General features: G+C 53.3%; 14 protein-coding genes. 11 read left to right on the top strand and 3 right to left on the bottom strand.

Annotated features, from left to right (window positions below):
- The first annotated feature begins 1 nt into the window (after position 1).
- The 10 genes from AC3G2T_RS11810 (at position 2) to AC3G2T_RS11765 (ending at position 14,445) form a co-directional block, all read left to right on the top strand.
- Positions 2–997, top strand: a complete 996-nt coding sequence (locus AC3G2T_RS11810) for an ABC transporter permease (RefSeq protein WP_474683374.1) — start codon at positions 2–4, stop codon at positions 995–997.
- 180 nt (positions 998–1,177) lie between these two features.
- Positions 1,178–2,224: a rhamnose ABC transporter substrate-binding protein gene (gene rhaS / locus AC3G2T_RS11805; RefSeq protein ID WP_474683375.1), complete on the top strand. Its 1,047-nt coding sequence runs from the start codon at positions 1,178–1,180 to the stop codon at positions 2,222–2,224.
- A gap of 569 nt (positions 2,225–2,793) precedes the next feature.
- Complete coding sequence (locus tag AC3G2T_RS11800) at positions 2,794–4,866, top strand: beta-galactosidase (protein ID WP_488435554.1); 2,073 nt, start codon at positions 2,794–2,796, stop codon at positions 4,864–4,866.
- 796 nt (positions 4,867–5,662) lie between these two features.
- Positions 5,663–7,426: a cache domain-containing sensor histidine kinase gene (locus AC3G2T_RS11795; RefSeq protein WP_474683379.1), complete on the top strand. Its 1,764-nt coding sequence runs from the start codon at positions 5,663–5,665 to the stop codon at positions 7,424–7,426.
- A 6-nt stretch (positions 7,427–7,432) separates the two neighbouring features.
- Complete coding sequence (locus AC3G2T_RS11790; RefSeq protein WP_474683380.1) at positions 7,433–8,980, top strand: response regulator; 1,548 nt, start codon at positions 7,433–7,435, stop codon at positions 8,978–8,980.
- A 116-nt stretch (positions 8,981–9,096) separates the two neighbouring features.
- A complete protein-coding gene (locus AC3G2T_RS11785; RefSeq protein WP_488435553.1) occupies positions 9,097–10,434 on the top strand; it encodes an ABC transporter substrate-binding protein in 1,338 nt (445 codons plus the stop codon).
- A gap of 91 nt (positions 10,435–10,525) precedes the next feature.
- Positions 10,526–11,419, top strand: coding sequence for a carbohydrate ABC transporter permease (locus tag AC3G2T_RS11780; protein WP_474683382.1), 894 nt, complete (start codon positions 10,526–10,528; stop codon positions 11,417–11,419).
- Between the two features lie 12 nt (positions 11,420–11,431).
- Positions 11,432–12,277, top strand: coding sequence for a carbohydrate ABC transporter permease (locus AC3G2T_RS11775; RefSeq protein WP_474683383.1), 846 nt, complete (start codon positions 11,432–11,434; stop codon positions 12,275–12,277).
- Positions 12,278–12,304: 27 nt separating this feature from the next.
- Complete coding sequence (locus AC3G2T_RS11770; RefSeq protein WP_488435552.1) at positions 12,305–13,330, top strand: glycoside hydrolase family 88/105 protein; 1,026 nt, start codon at positions 12,305–12,307, stop codon at positions 13,328–13,330.
- Between the two features lie 8 nt (positions 13,331–13,338).
- Positions 13,339–14,445: a rhamnogalacturonan acetylesterase gene (locus tag AC3G2T_RS11765; RefSeq protein ID WP_488435551.1), complete on the top strand. Its 1,107-nt coding sequence runs from the start codon at positions 13,339–13,341 to the stop codon at positions 14,443–14,445.
- 101 nt (positions 14,446–14,546) lie between these two features.
- Here AC3G2T_RS11765 and AC3G2T_RS11760 read toward each other — a convergent pair whose 3' ends face one another.
- Both AC3G2T_RS11760 and AC3G2T_RS11755 read right to left on the bottom strand, forming a co-directional pair.
- Positions 14,547–15,338 carry an alpha/beta hydrolase family protein gene (locus tag AC3G2T_RS11760; RefSeq protein ID WP_488435550.1) on the bottom strand — a complete coding sequence of 264 codons (792 nt, stop codon included), beginning with the start codon at positions 15,336–15,338 and terminating at the stop codon, positions 14,547–14,549.
- A gap of 778 nt (positions 15,339–16,116) precedes the next feature.
- On the bottom strand, positions 16,117–16,680 hold the full coding sequence (locus tag AC3G2T_RS11755) for a nitroreductase family protein (RefSeq protein WP_488435549.1): 564 nt from the start codon (positions 16,678–16,680) through the stop codon (positions 16,117–16,119).
- A gap of 159 nt (positions 16,681–16,839) precedes the next feature.
- Between AC3G2T_RS11755 and AC3G2T_RS11750 the strand changes: the two genes are divergently transcribed.
- Positions 16,840–17,277, top strand: coding sequence for a MarR family winged helix-turn-helix transcriptional regulator (locus AC3G2T_RS11750; protein WP_488435548.1), 438 nt, complete (start codon positions 16,840–16,842; stop codon positions 17,275–17,277).
- A 318-nt stretch (positions 17,278–17,595) separates the two neighbouring features.
- Here the strand turns inward: AC3G2T_RS11750 and AC3G2T_RS11745 are convergent, their stop codons facing one another.
- Positions 17,596–17,802, bottom strand: a complete 207-nt coding sequence (locus AC3G2T_RS11745; protein ID WP_474683390.1) for a DUF1657 domain-containing protein — start codon at positions 17,800–17,802, stop codon at positions 17,596–17,598.
- Between the last annotated feature and the right edge of the window lie 25 nt (positions 17,803–17,827).

Here is a 17,827-nt window from a genome sequence, read left to right as displayed (position 1 = left end):
CATGGCACAAACCCGCTTGCTGGGCGGCCGCAAACCGCTGCAAATCAAAAGCTTCTTTTTTCAATGGGAATGGCTGCTCGTCCTCATTTTTATTCTGGTCAACGTGATGAACGCTTATTTGTCCCCGTATTATATGAATATCGAAAATTTGCGCGATGCGACGATGAGCTTTCTTGACAAAGCTTTTATCGTGCTGCCGATGGTGCTGATTATGATTCTCGGCGATATCGACATTTCCGTCGCTTCGACGGTTGCGCTGTCATCCGTCGTTATGGCGGACTTGTACCACCGGGGAGTTCCGATGGAACTGGCCATCGTCATTTGCCTGCTGGTCGGGACGCTCTGCGGTTTGGTCAACGGCCTGCTGATCGTCAAATTCAAGGAGCTTTCGTCCGTGATCGTGACGCTGTCGACGATGATTATTTATCGCGGTATCGCTTACATTATTTTGGAAGATCAGGCGAAGGGGCAGTTCCCCGACTGGTTCAGCTTTTTCGGCTGGGAATATATCGCCGGCATTCCGTTTATTTTGATCGCCTTCGCCTTCTTTGCCGTGCTGTACGGTCTGCTGCTGCATAAAACGACGTTCGGCCGCAGAATTTACGCGATGGGCAACAATATGACCGCAAGCCGTTTTTCCGGCGTTCAGGTCGATAAAATCAAAATCATTGTGTTTGCGCTCGCCGGCCTGATGGCTGCGATTACCGCTATTTTCCTCACATCGAGAATGGGCAGCACGCGGCCCAACGTCGCAAACGGCTACGAGCTGGACGTTATCGCCATGGTTGTGCTCGGAGGCATCAGCACGGCAGGCGGCAAAGGGAGGATGATCGGCGCGATTCTCGCCGTATTTTTGATTGGCATGCTCAGCTACGGCCTCGGTTTGGTGAACGTGCCCGCCCAGGCGCTGCTCATCATTATCGGTCTGCTGCTGATTGTTGCCGTGATGGTCCCCAAGCTTAAACCGGCAAAAGGCCGGCTGCGAAAAGCGGCGTAACGTACTGCCGATATCAAACGGTTCAGGCGGAGCGGAAGGCTATTGCGGCCTGCCGGTTAAGCGGCGGGCTTCATTGCCGACGATGCAAATATACAGTACATAGGTATAGTATATTAAGCTTGCGGTGACTTCGGCGGCCTGAACCGATTTGCATATATCCAATTAAAGGGAGGACAAAAAATGAAAAAGCTGGTTTTCACCTGTTTGACCTCGGTTTTGGCTTTATCGCTTATTGCAGGATGCGGGGGTGCGGCACAGCCTGCCGACGGAAGTAAAGGAGCAGGCGCAAGCGGCGGTAAAAAGAAATTCGCCATCGTTTTCAAAAATACGGGGAACCCTTTCGGAGAGAAGCAGATGGAGGGCTTCAAAAACGCGATAACGGAGCTTGGTGGGGAACCGATTCTGAAAGCGCCGGATCAGCCGACCGCCGAAGCCCAGATCAAAATGATCGAGGAGCTCATTTCGCAAAAAGTCGATTCTATCGCCATAGCGGCGAACGATCCGGATGCGCTCCAGCCCGCTTTGAAAAAAGCGATGAACGCGGGCATCAAAGTGCTTTCCCTCGATTCCGCGGTCAATGCGCAAAGCCGGCTCGTGCACGTCAACCAGGCGGACCCCGAGCGGATCGGCCGCGTGCAGGTGCAGGCGATTTCCGAAATGATCGGCGGCAAAGGCGAAATCGCCGTGCTGAGCGCTACCTCGCAAGCGACGAATCAGAATGCCTGGATCGAGTGGATGAAAAAAGAGCTGGAAGATCCGAAATACAAAGATATCAAGCTGGTGAAAGTAGCCTATGGCGACGACTTGCGGGATAAAAGCGTTTCGGAAACCGAGGCGCTGCTCAAATCTTTTCCGAATTTAAAAGGCATTATCGCTCCTACGACCGTAGGTATCGCAGCCGCGGGCAAGGTGTTAACCGACAAAGGGCTGAAAGGTAAAGTGTTCCTGACCGGGCTCGGACTGCCCAGTGAAATGGCCGAATACATCGATAGCGGCGTCTGTCCGTGGATGTATTTGTGGAATCCGGTCGACGTCGGCTATTTGGCCGGATATGCGGCTGACGGGCTTGTGAAGGGAACGCTTACGGGCAAAGTCGGTGAGAAGTTTGTGGCCGGCAGACTCGGAGACAAACAAGTGATCAAAGACGGTGAAGGCACGCAAATCATGTTGGGCGATCCGTTCAAATTCGACGCGAAAAATATCGCCGAGTGGAAAAAGGTGTATTGACCGTAAGCGGCAGCGGCAAAATCGCCTAGACGTGGACGGTCAAGGAAGAATACGTCCGGTTGCACCGGCATCCGAGGCCTGCAGGGCTGGCGAAAGCGCCTTGCCAGCCACAGGCGTCCTGCAAAGCCCGCGTAATCGGCCTGCCAACCATCCGCCGCCAGCAAAAGCCTGCGAAAGTGCAGGCTTTTGTGCCGGAAGCGGCCCGTTTTTGGAAAAAGCCTGCGATTGTGCAGGAATTTCCCGCCATGAAGGCCTGAGCCTTACATTTTGGCGAAAAAAACTGCACATTTGCAGGAATGTTCCGAAACTAGCGTATCAAGGAGCAAAAAGATGTACTTTTGCAGGTTTTTTGCGCATGCCGATGATTTTAGCCCTTAGTGCCGGCGCTGCGAAAACTCCATCCGCATGAAAAAAAACATCAAGCATATCGGACGCGCCCCAAAAGATTCTTTTAGCGTAGAATTTTACTGATTATCATAGCTTTATCGGGTAGGCTCAGGCGGGAATTACGTTTATTATGGAGATAGTTTGTCTTTCTAAGCCATTTATTCCCTAATAGAGGTGATAGCATGCCGCAAAAATTCCCGCCCGTCAGCTCCAAACTGCCTGTTTTTATGCATGGAGCGGACTATAATCCCGATCAATGGCAGCACGATCCGAAAGTTTTGGAAGAAGATATCCGCATGATGAAATTAGCCAAATGCAACGTTATGGCGATCGGCATATTCGCCTGGTCGGCCCTTGAGCCGGAAGAAGGCGTGTTCACCTTCGAGTGGCTTGACCGCGTTCTGAATACGTTTGCCGCGAACGGTATTTATGCCTGGCTGGCAACGCCGAGCGGGGCCAGACCGGCCTGGATGGCGGAAAAATACCCGGAGGTGCTGCGCGTCGGCAGCAACCGGGTGCGAAATTTGTTCGGCGCCCGCCACAATCATTGCTACACTTCACCGGTTTACCGGGAAAAGGTCGACTTGATGAACACCAAGCTGGCCGATCGGTATGCGTTTCATCCGGCGGTTGTCGGCTGGCATATATCCAATGAGTACGGCGGAGACTGTCACTGCAATTACTGCCAGGACGCGTTCCGCCAGTGGCTGCAGCGCAAATACGGCACGCTGGAAGCTTTGAATGCGGCTTGGTGGACGGCTTTTTGGAGCCACACCTATACGAGCTGGTCGCAGATCGAATCGCCGGCTCCGCATGGGGAAAATCTGGTCCATGCGATGAATCTGGACTGGAAGCGGTTCGTCACCGATCAGACGGTCGACTTTTGCCGCCGGGAGATTGCGCCGCTCAAGGCGAAAAATGCCGATCTGCCCGTCACGACCAACCTTATGGACGCTTACGAAGGCCTTAATTACTGGAAATTCAAAGATGTGCTCGATGTTATTTCCTGGGACGCTTATCCGACCTGGCACGACGCTGCGGATCAAAGCGATCTGGCGGCCTGGTTCGCGCTCAATCACGACATGTTCCGTTCGATCAAAGGCGGCCGGCCCTTCCTGCTGATGGAAAGCACGCCTAGCTTGACGAACTGGCAGCCGGTCAGCAAGCTGAAGCGTCCGGGCATGCATTTGCTCGCTTCGCTGCAGGCGGTAGCCCACGGCTCGGACTCGGTCCAGTATTTTCAATGGCGCAAAAGCCGCGGAGCGAGCGAAAAGCTGCACGGCGCCGTAATCGATCATGCCGGTCACGAGCATACGCGCGTGTTCCGGGACGTGGCGGAAGTCGGCGGTGCGCTTGAGAAGCTGGCGGAAGTTATCGGAACCGCCGTCCCTGCGGAAGCGGCGATTATTTTCGACTGGGAGAACCGCTGGGCGGTCAAAGACTCGCAAGGTCCGCGCAACAAGGGAGTGAAGTACGAGGAAACGGTTCTCAGCCATTACCGGGCGTTCTGGGATCAGGGCGTTCCTGTAGACATCATCGATATGGACTGTGATCTGGCAAAATACAAGCTGGTTGTTGCGCCGATGCTTTATCTGGTGCGCCCGGGCGTGGGAGAACGGATCGAGCAGTTCGTTCGGAACGGCGGAACGTTCGTCGCCACTTACTGGTCGGGCGTCGTGGATGAGAACGATTTGTGCTTCCTTGGCGGATTTCCGGGCCCGCTTCGCCAAACTTTGGGCATTTGGGCGGAGGAAATGGACGGTCTGCACGATCATGATACGAACAGCATCGTGTTTCAGGAAGGCAATCCGCTGCGGCTGACAGGCACATTTGAAGTGCGTGAATTGTGCGAGCTCATTCATACGGAAGGTGCGGAAGCGCTGGCGGTGTACGGAGACGACTTTTATGCGGGGCGTCCGGCTGTAACCGTCAACCGGCTTGACAGCGGCAGGGCGTACTATATCGCTGCCCGCGCGGAAGCGTCGTTCAACCGCGCTTTTTACGGGCACGTATTCCACGAAACCGGGGTGAAACGCGCGTTGGAGACGGATTTGCCGGAACAAGTAACCGCGCAGGTTCGCACCGACGGGGAGCATGAGTACGTCTTCGTCATGAACTTCGGCAAAACCGAGCAGGCAGTCGAACTGGATGCGGCGACGGCGGTATACACCGACCTGCTGTCAGCCGGAGAAGTTCAAAACAGCTTGACGCTGCCACCGTACGGCGTCCGTGTTTTAAAAAGAGCCCGCCCATAAGGAGGGCGGCTGGTTACACGCGCTGCGACGCTGCGTTTCCGCTTGGCCCGGTCTGTTCGGCTCGGCCCGGCTAGGAGAACACGCCCGCTAGAACTGCTATCGCCCGGCGGTGCAGAGAAAGCCTGCAAAAGTGCAGGTTTTTTCTCTGAAAGTGGCTTGCTTTGGCGAAAAGCCTGTGATTGTGCAGATTGTGCAGATTGTGCAGGGAATTTTTGGCTAAAATGAGCCTAAGGCCAAGTTCGCGGTGAAAGCCTGCACAATTCGCGCTGCCCGAGCAAGTCGCGGCACTCTGTGAGGGCTAGGGGAACGAGTGTGGGTGTGCGCTTCTCCTGGTGCAGGTCATGGAACTACGCAACTGGGCAGAAAGCAGCTTGTTAGAGAGAAAGCCTGCGAAAGTGCAGGTTTTTTCTCTGAAATTGGCTCATTTTGGCGAAAATCCTGCAAAAATGCAGGAATTTTCGCTGAAAGTGAGCACGAGCCCATGTCCCCGCTGAAAAGCCTGCACTTTTGCAGGAATTCTTCGTAGATAGCTTTCAAGGACGCAAATTCATGTATTTTTGCAGGAATTCTCCGTGAAGCCAGGCAGATTGTGGGTATCGCTGCTGACGCGGGGGTTTTTCAACAGTCCGCACAATCGCAGAAATATTCGCTGTTAGCGTATCGAGAAGCTGTCCCTTAAGTCATTATAATGACGAAGGGGCGGCATTTTTTTTCGTTTTAAAGGAGAAATCTCCATGCATCGCGAACCAATCTTCTATGATTCGACACACTTACGACAGAAACGTGGTGGTTAGGGATGAAATTCTGGATTCAGAACCGGCTGCTGGAAATTCGGGCTTGGCGCATTACGACAAAGCTGTTTCTTTTGATCACGGTCAGCATGCTGCTCAGTTCGGGCATTTCCTTTGCAGGTCTGCAGGTTGCCTATTCGACTTACGACGAGCAAATTTACCAGAAGTCCTCGCAGGTGCTCAATCTTTCTTCCACGCTCATTGAGAATGAGCTGAGCAAAATCGAGCGGCTTACTTTTAACGTCATGTCGGACGTGCAGATCCAGCAGGATTTGGCGGTTATGAACGGCAACCCTTCCGAGTACGACCGGATTCAGGCGCGCACAAGGCTTGTCGACCGGCTCGTGCAGTATATCAATACGGAGACGTATATCGTGTCGGCCGATATTTTGGATACGGGCAGCGGCAGCTTTTCCAGCGGGAATTTGATAACGTTTTCAAGCGAGCGGCAGAAACAGGTGCTGGATGCGGCGAACCTTCATGTCGGCAGCCTGGGGTGGGTTTTTCCCGATGATGAGGATTACAGCCTGATCGCTTCGAGGCAGATCCGCTCGTTTAATAACCTGGAGATGAAAAAGCTGGGGGTGCTCGTCGTCAGAGTGAACCTGGAAAAAATCGTCGACAGGCATGCCGGCGAGGCGGTGACGAGAGAAGGCGAGATGCTGATCGTCTCGGGCAATAAATTAGTTTATCCGCGCACGTCCGGCATGAGCTCCCTGATCGGCGATTCGAGCCCCGCTGCTTTAAAAGGCTTCCGGATTATCGACGACGGGGGAGAGAAATATTTTGTCTCGCATATTCACTCGGATTATATGGGCTGGACGTATTACAATACGATTCCTTTTCAAAAAATTTTCCACCGCATCATTATGATGAAAAATGTGATGATCGCCGCGTTCATCGTCAGCTTCCTGCTCGTGGCCGGCTTCGGAATCGCCATGGCGAGAAGCATTACGCGGCCGATCGAAAGTCTCATTGCGAGCATGCGCGGCCTGCAAATCGGCGACCTGGAAAATTCGGACTTTCCGCTGAAAGCGCCTCCGGATATGCAGATGGACGAGGTCGGGCTGCTGTATCGCACGTACCGGATGATGATTTTGCGCATTCAGGAGCTGATTAAAGAAAACTACACGAAGCAGCTCATGATCCGAGAGACGGAGTTTCGCTCTTTGCAGGCGCAAATCAATCCGCATTTTTTGTACAATACGCTGGAGTCGATCAACTGGATATCCAAGATGAACGGGCAGACGCAGGTGTCGCAAATGGTGGAAGCGCTGGGCTTTTTGCTGCGTTCTTCGATCAACATGAAGCAGGACATGATTACGGTCGGAGCCGAGCTGGAGCTTGTCCAGCACTATGTGACGATTCAGAAAGTCAGATTCGAGGAACGGCTCGACTTCGGCATGTCGGTTCCGGATGAGCTGAAAAGCTGCGGCATACCGAAGCTGACGCTGCAGCCGCTGATGGAGAACGCGGTAAAGTATGCGCTCGAAGTGAAGCTGGAGCCGTGCGTGATCCGAATTGCTGCCAAAGAAGTCGGCGAAGCGCTGGAAATAACGGTCGAGGACAACGGGCCGGGGATCGATGAGCATTATTTGCAACAAATTATGAACGGTGAAAAGAAGTCGAAAGGAACCGGAGTCGGCCTGAAAAACATCGACGAGCGGATCAAAATCGCTTTCGGGGAGCAATACGGGATCCGGATCGGCAACAGAGAAGAAGGCGGAGCTTGTGTCACTGTTCGAATACCATGTATGAAGAGGGGGTAGCCGTTTATGTATAAAGTTTTGCTTGTTGACGATGAACGCATGATTTTGGAAGGAATTTCTTCGATTGTCGATTGGAGATCTGCGGAGACGCAATTGGCGGGAACGGCGCGCAACGGGATTGAGGCGTATTCGTTCGTAAGCGAGCATGCGCCCGACATCATTATCAGCGACATCCGCATGCCGGGCATGGACGGGCTGGAACTGGTCGCGAAGGTGAAAGAAACGCATCCGCGCATCCGCTTTATTATGCTGTCCGGCTTTGACGAGTTTGAATACGCCCAGGCTGCGATGCAGTATGGGGTCAAGCATTATTTGCTCAAGCCCTGCAACGAGAACGCGATCATTGCTTCGCTAAAAGAAATCGCCGGCGAGTTCAGGCAGGAGGAGAGCAAGGAAGATTTTATCCGCTCGATGAAGGACAATATGCGCAAAGTGCTGCCGCACGTGAAAGAGCAGTTTTTGAAGGAGTTTGTCATGAACAAATCGTATGGCAGCCGCGAATGGGAATATTACAGCGAGCTCTTCGGGCTGCAGATCGGCGGCAAGGTGCGATTCATCGTTTTTCGGCTGGAGGGCAAATTCGAGTACGAGCATCTGTTTGCGGTGAAAAATATCGCCGAAGATTTGCTGGAAGATTCGCTGCTCAGCTCGACGGTCGGAGAACAGGTGCTGATCGTCGTCAAAGACCGGGAGGATATCGGGCTTTTGCACAAGCAAATCGGCGAAGTCAGCCGTATTTTCAAGATGTACTACAAGCTGGAAACGACGGTGGCTTTGAGCGAGGCCGGCGATATGGCAGATGCGAGACGGTTGTATCTGCAGGCGCTGGAATGTTTGGGGCACCGGTTTTATTTGGGCGAAGGCGGGCTCATTACGATGCGGGATATCCCGGATTCCGCGATGCTGCGGGGCGGCGGTTTCGTCCATGACGAGGACCGCATTTTGTTTCCGGTCCGTACGGGGAACTGGGAGGAGGCGGGCGCGGAAATCGACCGTTTTTTCGACAATTTGCTGAGCTCCCGCATGGATATCCAAACGACGAAATCGTACGTCCTGCAGCTGTATATTTCGATGGCGCGCTTGTGCTCGGAGGAACAAATGGTCGAGTACATGAACCATACGGTCCGGTTCGCGCAAATGGAAACGCTTCAGCAGAGCATCGCTTTTCTCAAATCGATCGCCAAAGAAATTACGCAGCTCAATTACGAGCGCAACCGGACGAAATATTCGGTCATTATTCAAAAAGTGATCGCGATCTTGAACGAGCGGCTCGGCAACCCGGAATTGTCTTTGAATTGGGTGGCGCACCAGATGCTGTACATGAACCCGGACTACCTCGGCAAATTGTTCAAAAAAGAAACAGGGGAAAAATTCTCGAATTATGTCGTTAAATTGCGCGTCGCCAAGGCGATGGATATGATTAAAAATCAGGACGACGTAAAAATTTTTGAGCTTGCCGAGCAGCTTGGATTCGGAGACAATCCCCAGTATTTCAGCCAGGTTTTCAAAAAAATAGCCGGCTGCGCGCCTACCGAGTATAAAAGAGGGTATTAACGAATGATCACTGTTTTTTAAACAAACATGGCGGATTATTGCATTCATCTTGTGTCTTATTTTGTTGATAATAAAGATGCAGAACAGGTACTTAAGTTTGAGGGGGATGAATCAAGATGAAACGTAAAGCGTTTACAACCATCGTATCCGCGGCTATGCTGATCTCGGCAATCGGCTGCAGCAATGGCGGCAATGCAGGCAATGCGGGCGGAAGTCCCGGTGCTGCAGCAACGCAGGCTCCCGCAGCGACGACAGCCGCCAAAGGGGATGTCAAGCTGAGATTTGCCTGGTGGGGAGGTCAGGCGCGGCACGATTATACGCTGAAGCTGATCGAAATGTACCAGCAAAAAAATCCGAATGTAAAAATCGACGCCGAGTACTCCGGGTTTGACGATTATTGGAAAAAGCTCGCTCCGCAAGCGGCGGCTAACCAGCTTCCCGATATTATCCAGATGGACATTTCCTACTTGAGCCAATACGGCGGAAAAGACCAGCTGGAAGATTTGACCGCTTTGACCAAAAGCGGAGTGATCGACACCAGCGCGATGTCGGAGTCGGCCGTCGGTACGGGGAAAGTGAAAGACAAGTTGTACGGCATCCCGACCGGCGTTAATGCGATGGGCGCGATCTACGACGCCGATATGATCAAAAAAGCGGGCGTGACCTTCGATCCGAACAACTGGTCCTGGTCCGATCTGGATCAGCTCGCCAAGAAAATGAAGGAACAGGGCAAGCTGCTCGACCATATGCGGTACGACGTATTTTTCCCTTATTATTTGCGTACGCAAGGCCAGCACTACTTTAACAACGACGGTACCGGACTCGGGTATACGGATAACAAATATTTCATCGATTATTGGACGCAGTACAAAAAATGGTATGACGCAGGCTACATGGATACGCTGGACAAAATAGCGCTTTCCAAAGGAACGCCTGAGGAAAATCCGGTTGCGCTCGGCACAGGCTTTATGACGATGGCTTGGTCGAATCAGTTCATTCCTTTGCAGGGAGCGGCGAAACGGCCTTTGATGATCGGCGGATTGCCGGGGCCGAACAGCAAGGAAGGGCTGTACATGAAGCCGAGCATGCTGCTGTCCGTCGCCAAAAGCTCCAAGCAAAAAGAAGAGGCGGCGAAATTCATCAACTGGTTCCTGAACGATCCGGAAGCGAACAAAATCATTAAAGGCGACCGCGGCATTCCGCTCTCCAGCAAGGTGAAAGAGGCGATGAAGCCTACTTTGAAGCCTGAAGAAGTGCAGGTTTACGACTATGTAGCCTGGGCCGAGAAAAACAGCAGCCCGATGGATCCGCCGGACCCTGCGGGCGCGGCCGAAGTAAGCAAACTGCTCAAAGACGTTCAGGATCAAATGCTGTTCAAAAAAATTACGGTCGAAGAAGGCGCCGCCAAGTTCCAAAAAGAAGCGAACGCCATTCTCGCCAAAAACAAGAAATAAGCTGACATTCATGGATCGGTAGACGTGAACGGGGGGGCGGCCGATGGGCCGCCCTTCCGGCATAAACATAGCGGAGGAGAGGAGTGGTTCGATGAAATCGCTGCTGAAAGAAAACGATCATGTGGTCGGATACGTATTTATTTTACCGTTCATACTGGGCTTCCTGATTTTTACGGTGTATCCCATACTCTCGTCTCTTTATTTCTCATTTACGGAGTATGACCTGCTTTCAACGCCCAGATGGGTCGGCTTCGCGAATTACCAGAAGATGTTTACCGAAGACGACAAAATTATCCAATCGCTCGAAGTTACGCTGACCTACGTGCTGACTTCGGTCCCGGCCCGCTTGATTATCGCGCTGCTCGTAGCGATGCTGCTGAATGTGGCGGCGCGGGGCATCGCCATTTACCGGGCGACGTACTATCTGCCTTCCCTGATCGGCGGCAGCGTGGCCGTTTCGATCATGTGGCGGCAAATTTTCGGGGACAAAGGTCTTGTGAACGCACTGCTCGGCATGGTCGGGATCGAAACGAACATTGCTTGGATCGGGTACCCGGCCACGGCGCTCGGCACACTGATTTTGCTCTCCGTCTGGCAGTTCGGTTCGTCCATGCTGATCTTCCTGGCCGGCCTGAAAAACATTCCGGCAACGTACTACGAGGCGGCGAGTGTGGACGGCGCAGGGCCGTTCCGCAAGTTTTTCAACGTTACGCTCCCGCTGCTGAGTCCGATTATTTTGTTCAACCTGATTTTGCAGACGATTTCCGGCTTCCTGACCTTTACGCCCGCCTACATCATTTCCAACGGCGAGGGCGGCCCGCTCGGGCATACGCTGCTGTATTCGCTTTACTTATTCCACCGCGCGTTCGTCTTTTTCGAGATGGGCTATGCGTCCGCGATGGCGTGGGTCATGCTGCTCATTATCGGAATCATTACACTCGTTATTTTCAAAACATCCAAGTATTGGGTTCATTATGAAAACTAGGAGGCGTTTGACATGCGGATTCAATCCCAAAGCTTGAGATCGGTCTTGTATCACGTTTTCGTGTGCGCAATCGCCCTGGTTGCCTTGTATCCGATACTTTGGCTCGTTGCCAGCTCGCTCAAGCCTAACGATGAAATTTATACGACAGCGGGAAGCCTGATTCCGAGCCGCCTTGAATGGAGCAACTATGCTAAGGGCTGGCAAGGCTTTGCGGGCACGACCTTCACCACGTTTATGAAAAACTCGTTTATTATCGTCATCATTTCGACCGTCGGCGCCGTCATTTCCTCGGCATTGGTCGGCTACGGCTTTGCCCGCATCCGCTTTTTCGGCAGCAAGCTGTGGTTCGGCGCGGTCATGCTGACGCTGCTTTTGCCGCAGGACGTCACGATCATTTCGCAATACGTGCTGTTCGCCAAAATCGGCTGGCTGTCCACGTTTAAACCGTTGATCGTTCCGCAGTTTTTCGGAATTCCGTTTTTTATTTTCCTGATCATCCAGTTTATCCGCACGATACCGCCGGAGCTCGACGAGGCCGCTAAAATGGACGGCTGCAGCAAATATGCGATCTTTTACAAAATTATCGTTCCATTGATCGTTCCGGCTTTAGTGACATGCGCCATCTTTTCGTTCTACTGGAGATGGGATGATTTCTATACGCCGCTGCTCTATTTGAATGACCCCAAACTGTATCCGGTTTCGCTTGCGCTTAAATTATTTTTGGACAATGATGCATTGAACAACTGGGGCGGTATGTTCGCGATGTCGACGCTGTCGCTTGTGCCGATTTTCATCGTGTTTGTCGTGTTCCAAAAATATATCGTCGAAGGCATCAGCACAAGCGGGCTCAAAGGATAACCGAAAATGAGAGGAGAAATGACAGAGATGCCAGCACTAGATTTTGATCCGCAACAAATTCGGGAAGTGATTGACCGCGTCGTCCGGCGCACGTTCCGCATGGACTTCAATTGGGATTGGCCGGGTGGCGTGGCCTTTTACGGAGTTACCGAAGCTTATGAAGCGACGGGAAATGAAGAGTATTTGCACATGCTCAAGGAATGGGTCGACGAAAAATTGGAGGATGGGCTGCCGAAGCTGTCGGTCAACGGCATTTCCATCGGCCACTCGCTGCTGACGCTGTACAAGGCGACCGGCGAGGACCGCTACATCGAGATCGCCACGCAGATGGCGGAGTTTTTGAAGCATGACGCGGAGCGGTTCGCGGAAGGCGTGTTCCAGCATACCGTTAACTCGGAGTCGTATAACTTCCCGCAGCAGGCATGGGTGGATACGATGTTTATGGCCGGTTACTTTTTGCTGCGGATCGGCGCGCTGCTGAACCGGGAAGATTATTTGGAAGACGGTCTCAAGCAGTATCACGGCCACGAAAATTACTTGCAGGATATGTCGACGAACTTGTACTACCACGGCTGGGACCACATCGCGCAAAATCATATGTCGGGCATTTTTTGGGCCCGTGGCAATTCCTGGGCGGCGATTACGATGGCCCGAGCGCTCGGTATCGTCCACGTGACGCATCCGTCATTCATGATTATCGAAGGCTCGCTGCGCGACCAATTAAGCGCTCTCGTCCGATTGCAGGATGAAAGCGGCTTGTGGCACACCGTGCTGACAGACCCGACCTCCTACCTGGAAACGTCCGGCTCGGCGGGCATCGCAGCGGCATTGCTCGGAAGCGGAGGGCTGTACAACAAATACATCAACAAGTCGATTCGCGGAATACTGTCGAAAATTTCGGAGGACGGCACGGTGACCGGCGTTTCTGCGGGAACGGCCGTTATGCGCGATATCGACGGCTACAGAGGGGTTCCGTACAAGCGGATTCAGGGCTGGGGCCAAGGGCTCGGACTTGTGTTCCTCTCGTCTTTAATCAACCACAAAGATTGGTAGTGTGAACCATGACCGCTCTATATAAATTTGATTTCGGGCCGGGAACCGTCGAAGAAGGGTATACCCAAGTTCTGGACAGCACGCTTTATAAGCAGGAACGGGGCTACGGCTTTCTGGATGCGACCCGCGTATACTCGCGCGACAGAGGGAAGCCGGATGCGCTGCGCGGCGACTTTTGCATTCCTGTCGGCGCCGTGTTTGCAGTCGATGTTCCCGACGGCAACTACCGGGTCACCGTAACGATGGGCGACTTGATCACGCCCACCTGCACGGGAATTAAAGCGGGCATGGGCCGGCTGATGCTGGCGAATCTGGAGACGGCGGCGGGCGAGTTTGCCGTCGTTTCTTTTACTGTGCATGTTCAGGACGGCTGCCTGAAGCTGGCTTTTTCCGGCGCGGCCCCGCGGGTCAACGCCATGGAGATTGCGCCCGCGAAGCAGGCGGCAACGCTGTTCCTGGCGGGGGATTCCACCGTCACGGATCAGCCGCCTGAAGGCTATCCTTACGCGGGCTGGGGGCAGATGCTGCCGCTTTTCTTTAAAGCGGACGCCGCCGTTGCGAACTACGCGTACTCCGGCCGAAGCTCGAAAAGCTTTATCGACGAAGGGCGCCTCGATGCGATTTGGCGGCGTATCGCACAGGGCGACTACTTGTTCATTCAATTCGGCCACAACGATCAAAAGCAGGACGAAGAGCGGTATACGTCCCCGTTTACGACGTATAAGCAGCATTTGCAGGCGTACATCGACGGTGCGCGGCAGCGGGGGGCGATCCCGGTTCTGGTCACTCCGGTACACCGGCGCTTTTTTGCCGCCGACGACACCTTGATCGATACGCACGGCGATTACATTACGGCCATGAAGCAGCTCGCCGAAGAAGAGAACGTCCTGCTCATCGATCTTGGGGCCAAAACAAAAGCTTTATATGAAAAGCTTGGCCCCGAGCCATCGAAATCGCTGTTCCTGTGGGCGTTTCCCGGCGAATTCCCGAATTTCCGGCGCGGCGCGGAAGACAATACGCATTTCCAGGAACTCGGCGCGATCGAAATCGCCAAGCTCGTAGTCGAATGCATCAGAGAGCAAAACATCCAGCCGCTCGTTCTGTTTTTGCGGTAATCATCCGCGTGCGAATCCGGAGATCTCCACTTTTGTTCGAGAGAACAGGCGGAGGTCTTTTTTTTGTTCCATAATAAAAAAGGGAAGCAAGTGCGTATATGTCAATATGAATTGGACAAAAACGCTGCAGTAGCTTCAAACGCTTCCTCCAAATAAGGCGTAGTCCCGTTTAACGGGTGCGTCACGCCGAAGGTATGATCCGCTCCCTGAATTTGCACGAAAGATTGGTGCGGAGCTATGGTGCGATTCGTCCGGAAAGCGCTCAGCAGCCGGTCCGAATCGTCACCGCCTTGTACGAATAAAACGGGGATAGCCAGTTCGGCCAGCACGCTGCGAATATCAAACCGGTCTTCGTTGTTCGCCAGGTCGTCAAAAACGGCGAGCTGCCGGGCGCTCCAACCAGTCGTCTCTCCCTCGGGAAGCTGGGGGCTCGCTCCGCCGTTCCACACGGCCACGGCGCGGATTTCCGGATGCTCGGAGGCAAGTGCGAGATTGCTGATGCCGGCGCGGCTGTGTCCCCACAGCGCGATTCGGTTCAGATCCGCCTGCCTGGCATGAGGCAGCCTGCCGGATACAAGCTCGGCCAAAACGATGCCGAGGTCGGCAAGTTCCGCGGATATCGTGGATACGGCCGCCAAAAGCTTTTCATCGGCGCCGGATTTCCCGGCATACACGCGGGAGAAATCAAAGCTTACCGTGTAGTAGCCGCGCAGCGAAATTTCTGAAGTGACACGGGGCCAAAAGCCCCACTCTTTGAATCCTTGAAATCCGTGGCTAGCGATAAGAACCGGTTTGGCCAATCCGTCGTCCAGCAGCTGTACATTCCCCTGTATACGCAGGCCGTCACCAAGCTCAATCTCAAACGCCTCGGAAATAAGCAATGTTTCAACCATCGTCCTGTAAGCCCCCTTCATTGGTCAAATGATGAAAAAAGAAAAGACACACGATCGCTCGGACAAGGCGGGCGATCATTGTGTCTCCGGTGAACCGGTGGCAGGCCATCGATGGGGTATAGATGCGAATTCCAATTGTAAAACTTGGATATAAAAGATGGTATCACCGCAGTCAGGCGCTGTCAAGCGAAACCGTCACCAGGCTGTATATGTGCGAGCCCGCCGTAAACCATCGGATGCATCGAGCTTCAGGTGCTACCCGTTCGACCGAGCACCTCGCAACGATGCAAAACATCGTTCGAGCAGAGAATCCGCACCCAGGTCCGCCTGAGCCGATGTGCATCAAGCTCCAGGCACGGCCCGGGCGTCTGAGGACGAACCCCCGCCGCAGAATGCCTGCAAAAGTACATCTTTTTGCTCCTTACTGCTCCGGATTTGTATTATTCCTGCAAATGTGCAGGCTTTTTCGCTCAAATTCAAGTTTTGGCCCGTCGGGAGCGGGAATTCCTGCACAATTGCAGGTTTTTCCGCCAAACGAGCCGCTATCTTGGGAAAAACCTGCACTTTCGCAGGCTTTTTCGGCTGGCAAGCCGTTGTTTTACGGCGCTGCCCGGCACTTTGCCAAACGGGCTCCGCATACTCTACTTTAAGCTTGTCCGAACCGGTTGAGCTGATTTTTCATGTTTGTGTATGGGAGGGGGAGACGTGCAACGCCGATTCCCGCGATTAGCGAGCAGCTAACGGCGCTTCAACGGTTTTTATCGCCCGTTACTTTGTTTCACAAGTACGTTGTCTTGTCGCGGAACGAAGTGCGCGCTGTCGGCGGCGTCTCTGCGGCCGGATAGCCGATGAACAAAGTGCCGACGATTTTTTTGTTGTCGGGCGAGCCGATAAGTTGATGCATGCGCTCGTCCCGCACGAGCCCGATGCCCCGCGTCCGCCAGACGAGTCCGAGCCCGAGTTCCTGAGCCGTCAGCCACATGGAATGAATGGCGCATGCCGCCGCATATTCATTATCTTCGGAGGACGCTTCGTCTCCGGGGATCAAGTCGGCCGTTACGACGATGACGAGCGGCGTGTTTTCGAGAACGAGCAGCGATTCTTTGACCAAATGAGGTTTGGTCGGGAACCGCTCCTCGAGAAACTGTTTGGCTATCGTCTCGTACCGGGACTTCGCTTCCCCGCGAATGACATAAAAATGCCACGGCTCCCGCAAGCGGTCGTTAGGCGCCAGAACGGCGGCTTCGAGCAGCGTTTCGATTTTGGAGTCTTCCACCTCGCGGGCTTCGTAGTTGCGGACAGCGCGGCGCTGTTTTAAAGCATGGATGATTTGTGCGGTCATTGCGATCCAATCTCTCCCTCTATGAGCTCAACATTTTTCAATATCGGCGTTTCATGTTATTCTAGTATTCTACCATATATCGCCTTCATTGCCGTATTGACTTTCGCGATAACTTTTTGTAAGTTGAATGCATCCTGTGGGAAAGGCAGGTACGTCCTTATGACGCTGAGAACGGAACGACAGCACAACGAAATCATCAGCGATTTTCTGATCAGCATGGGGCAATCCCTTCAACAATACCAATACAGCTTCGCCTGCAGCGCCGATCTTTCCCGCCATGAATTCAACGTACTGTACGTCCTAGGCATGAAAGGTCCGATCGTCGTGAAGGAAATCGCCCAGCAAATACCTGCCGTCAGCCTGAGCACGTTGACCCGTCTGCTGGACAGTCTGGAGCAAAAAGGCTATATCGAGCGCAAGCTCGCTCATTGCGACCGCAGGAGCTTTATCATTTCTCCGACGGAGAAGGCGCAACAACTGCTGGACAATTTTCCGCAGCATTGCAATTGCTTCGTGCAGCGCATCACGCAAGCGCTGACCGTCGAGGAGCAAGCGGCTTTGTCCGAGTTGATTTTGAAAATGAAGTCTCATCTATAAGCTATAAGCGCAGTAAGCTTAACATACAGCCGTCCGCACTCTCGGAACAGAGAGGGGGACGGTTTTTTGCGCTACCGCGGATAGGCGCTTGCACGTCCTCCTTCGATCACGCATACAATGGACTACAGCGATTGAAAACGTGCCATTTTATCGGAATGTGAGGCGGGTTTGATGTCAAAAACGGCGATTGTGCTGATGGTCCTGGTTTTGTTTGTGCTGCTGAGCTTGATTGTGCTGTTATGGATATAAACGCAGAAACAGCCGGCTGCGGACGCAAATGCGCAGTCGGCTGTTTCTTATTTGTCGCGGCACTATATGCTAAAAGCCTTTGTACTGAGGCTCTTCATTCTCCAGCTGTTGAACGCGCGACGAAACTTGGTCGACGATCTGCTGGGTCGATTGTGCGGCAGTTTGAAAAAGCTGCTTAGCCTCTTGGTTTTGCGTGCTGAGTGCAAATGTTTCCAGGCTTGCCTGCGCGCTTTTTAACGAAGCCAGGCAAGTTTTAACTTGAGCTGCTACTGTCAAATTGATCACCTCCCTAAGACGATAA

This window comes from Paenibacillus sp. sgz302191, assembly GCF_057749925.1.
The sequence above is the reverse complement of the archived record's forward strand: the minus strand, read 5'-3'. Positions and strand labels throughout refer to the sequence as shown.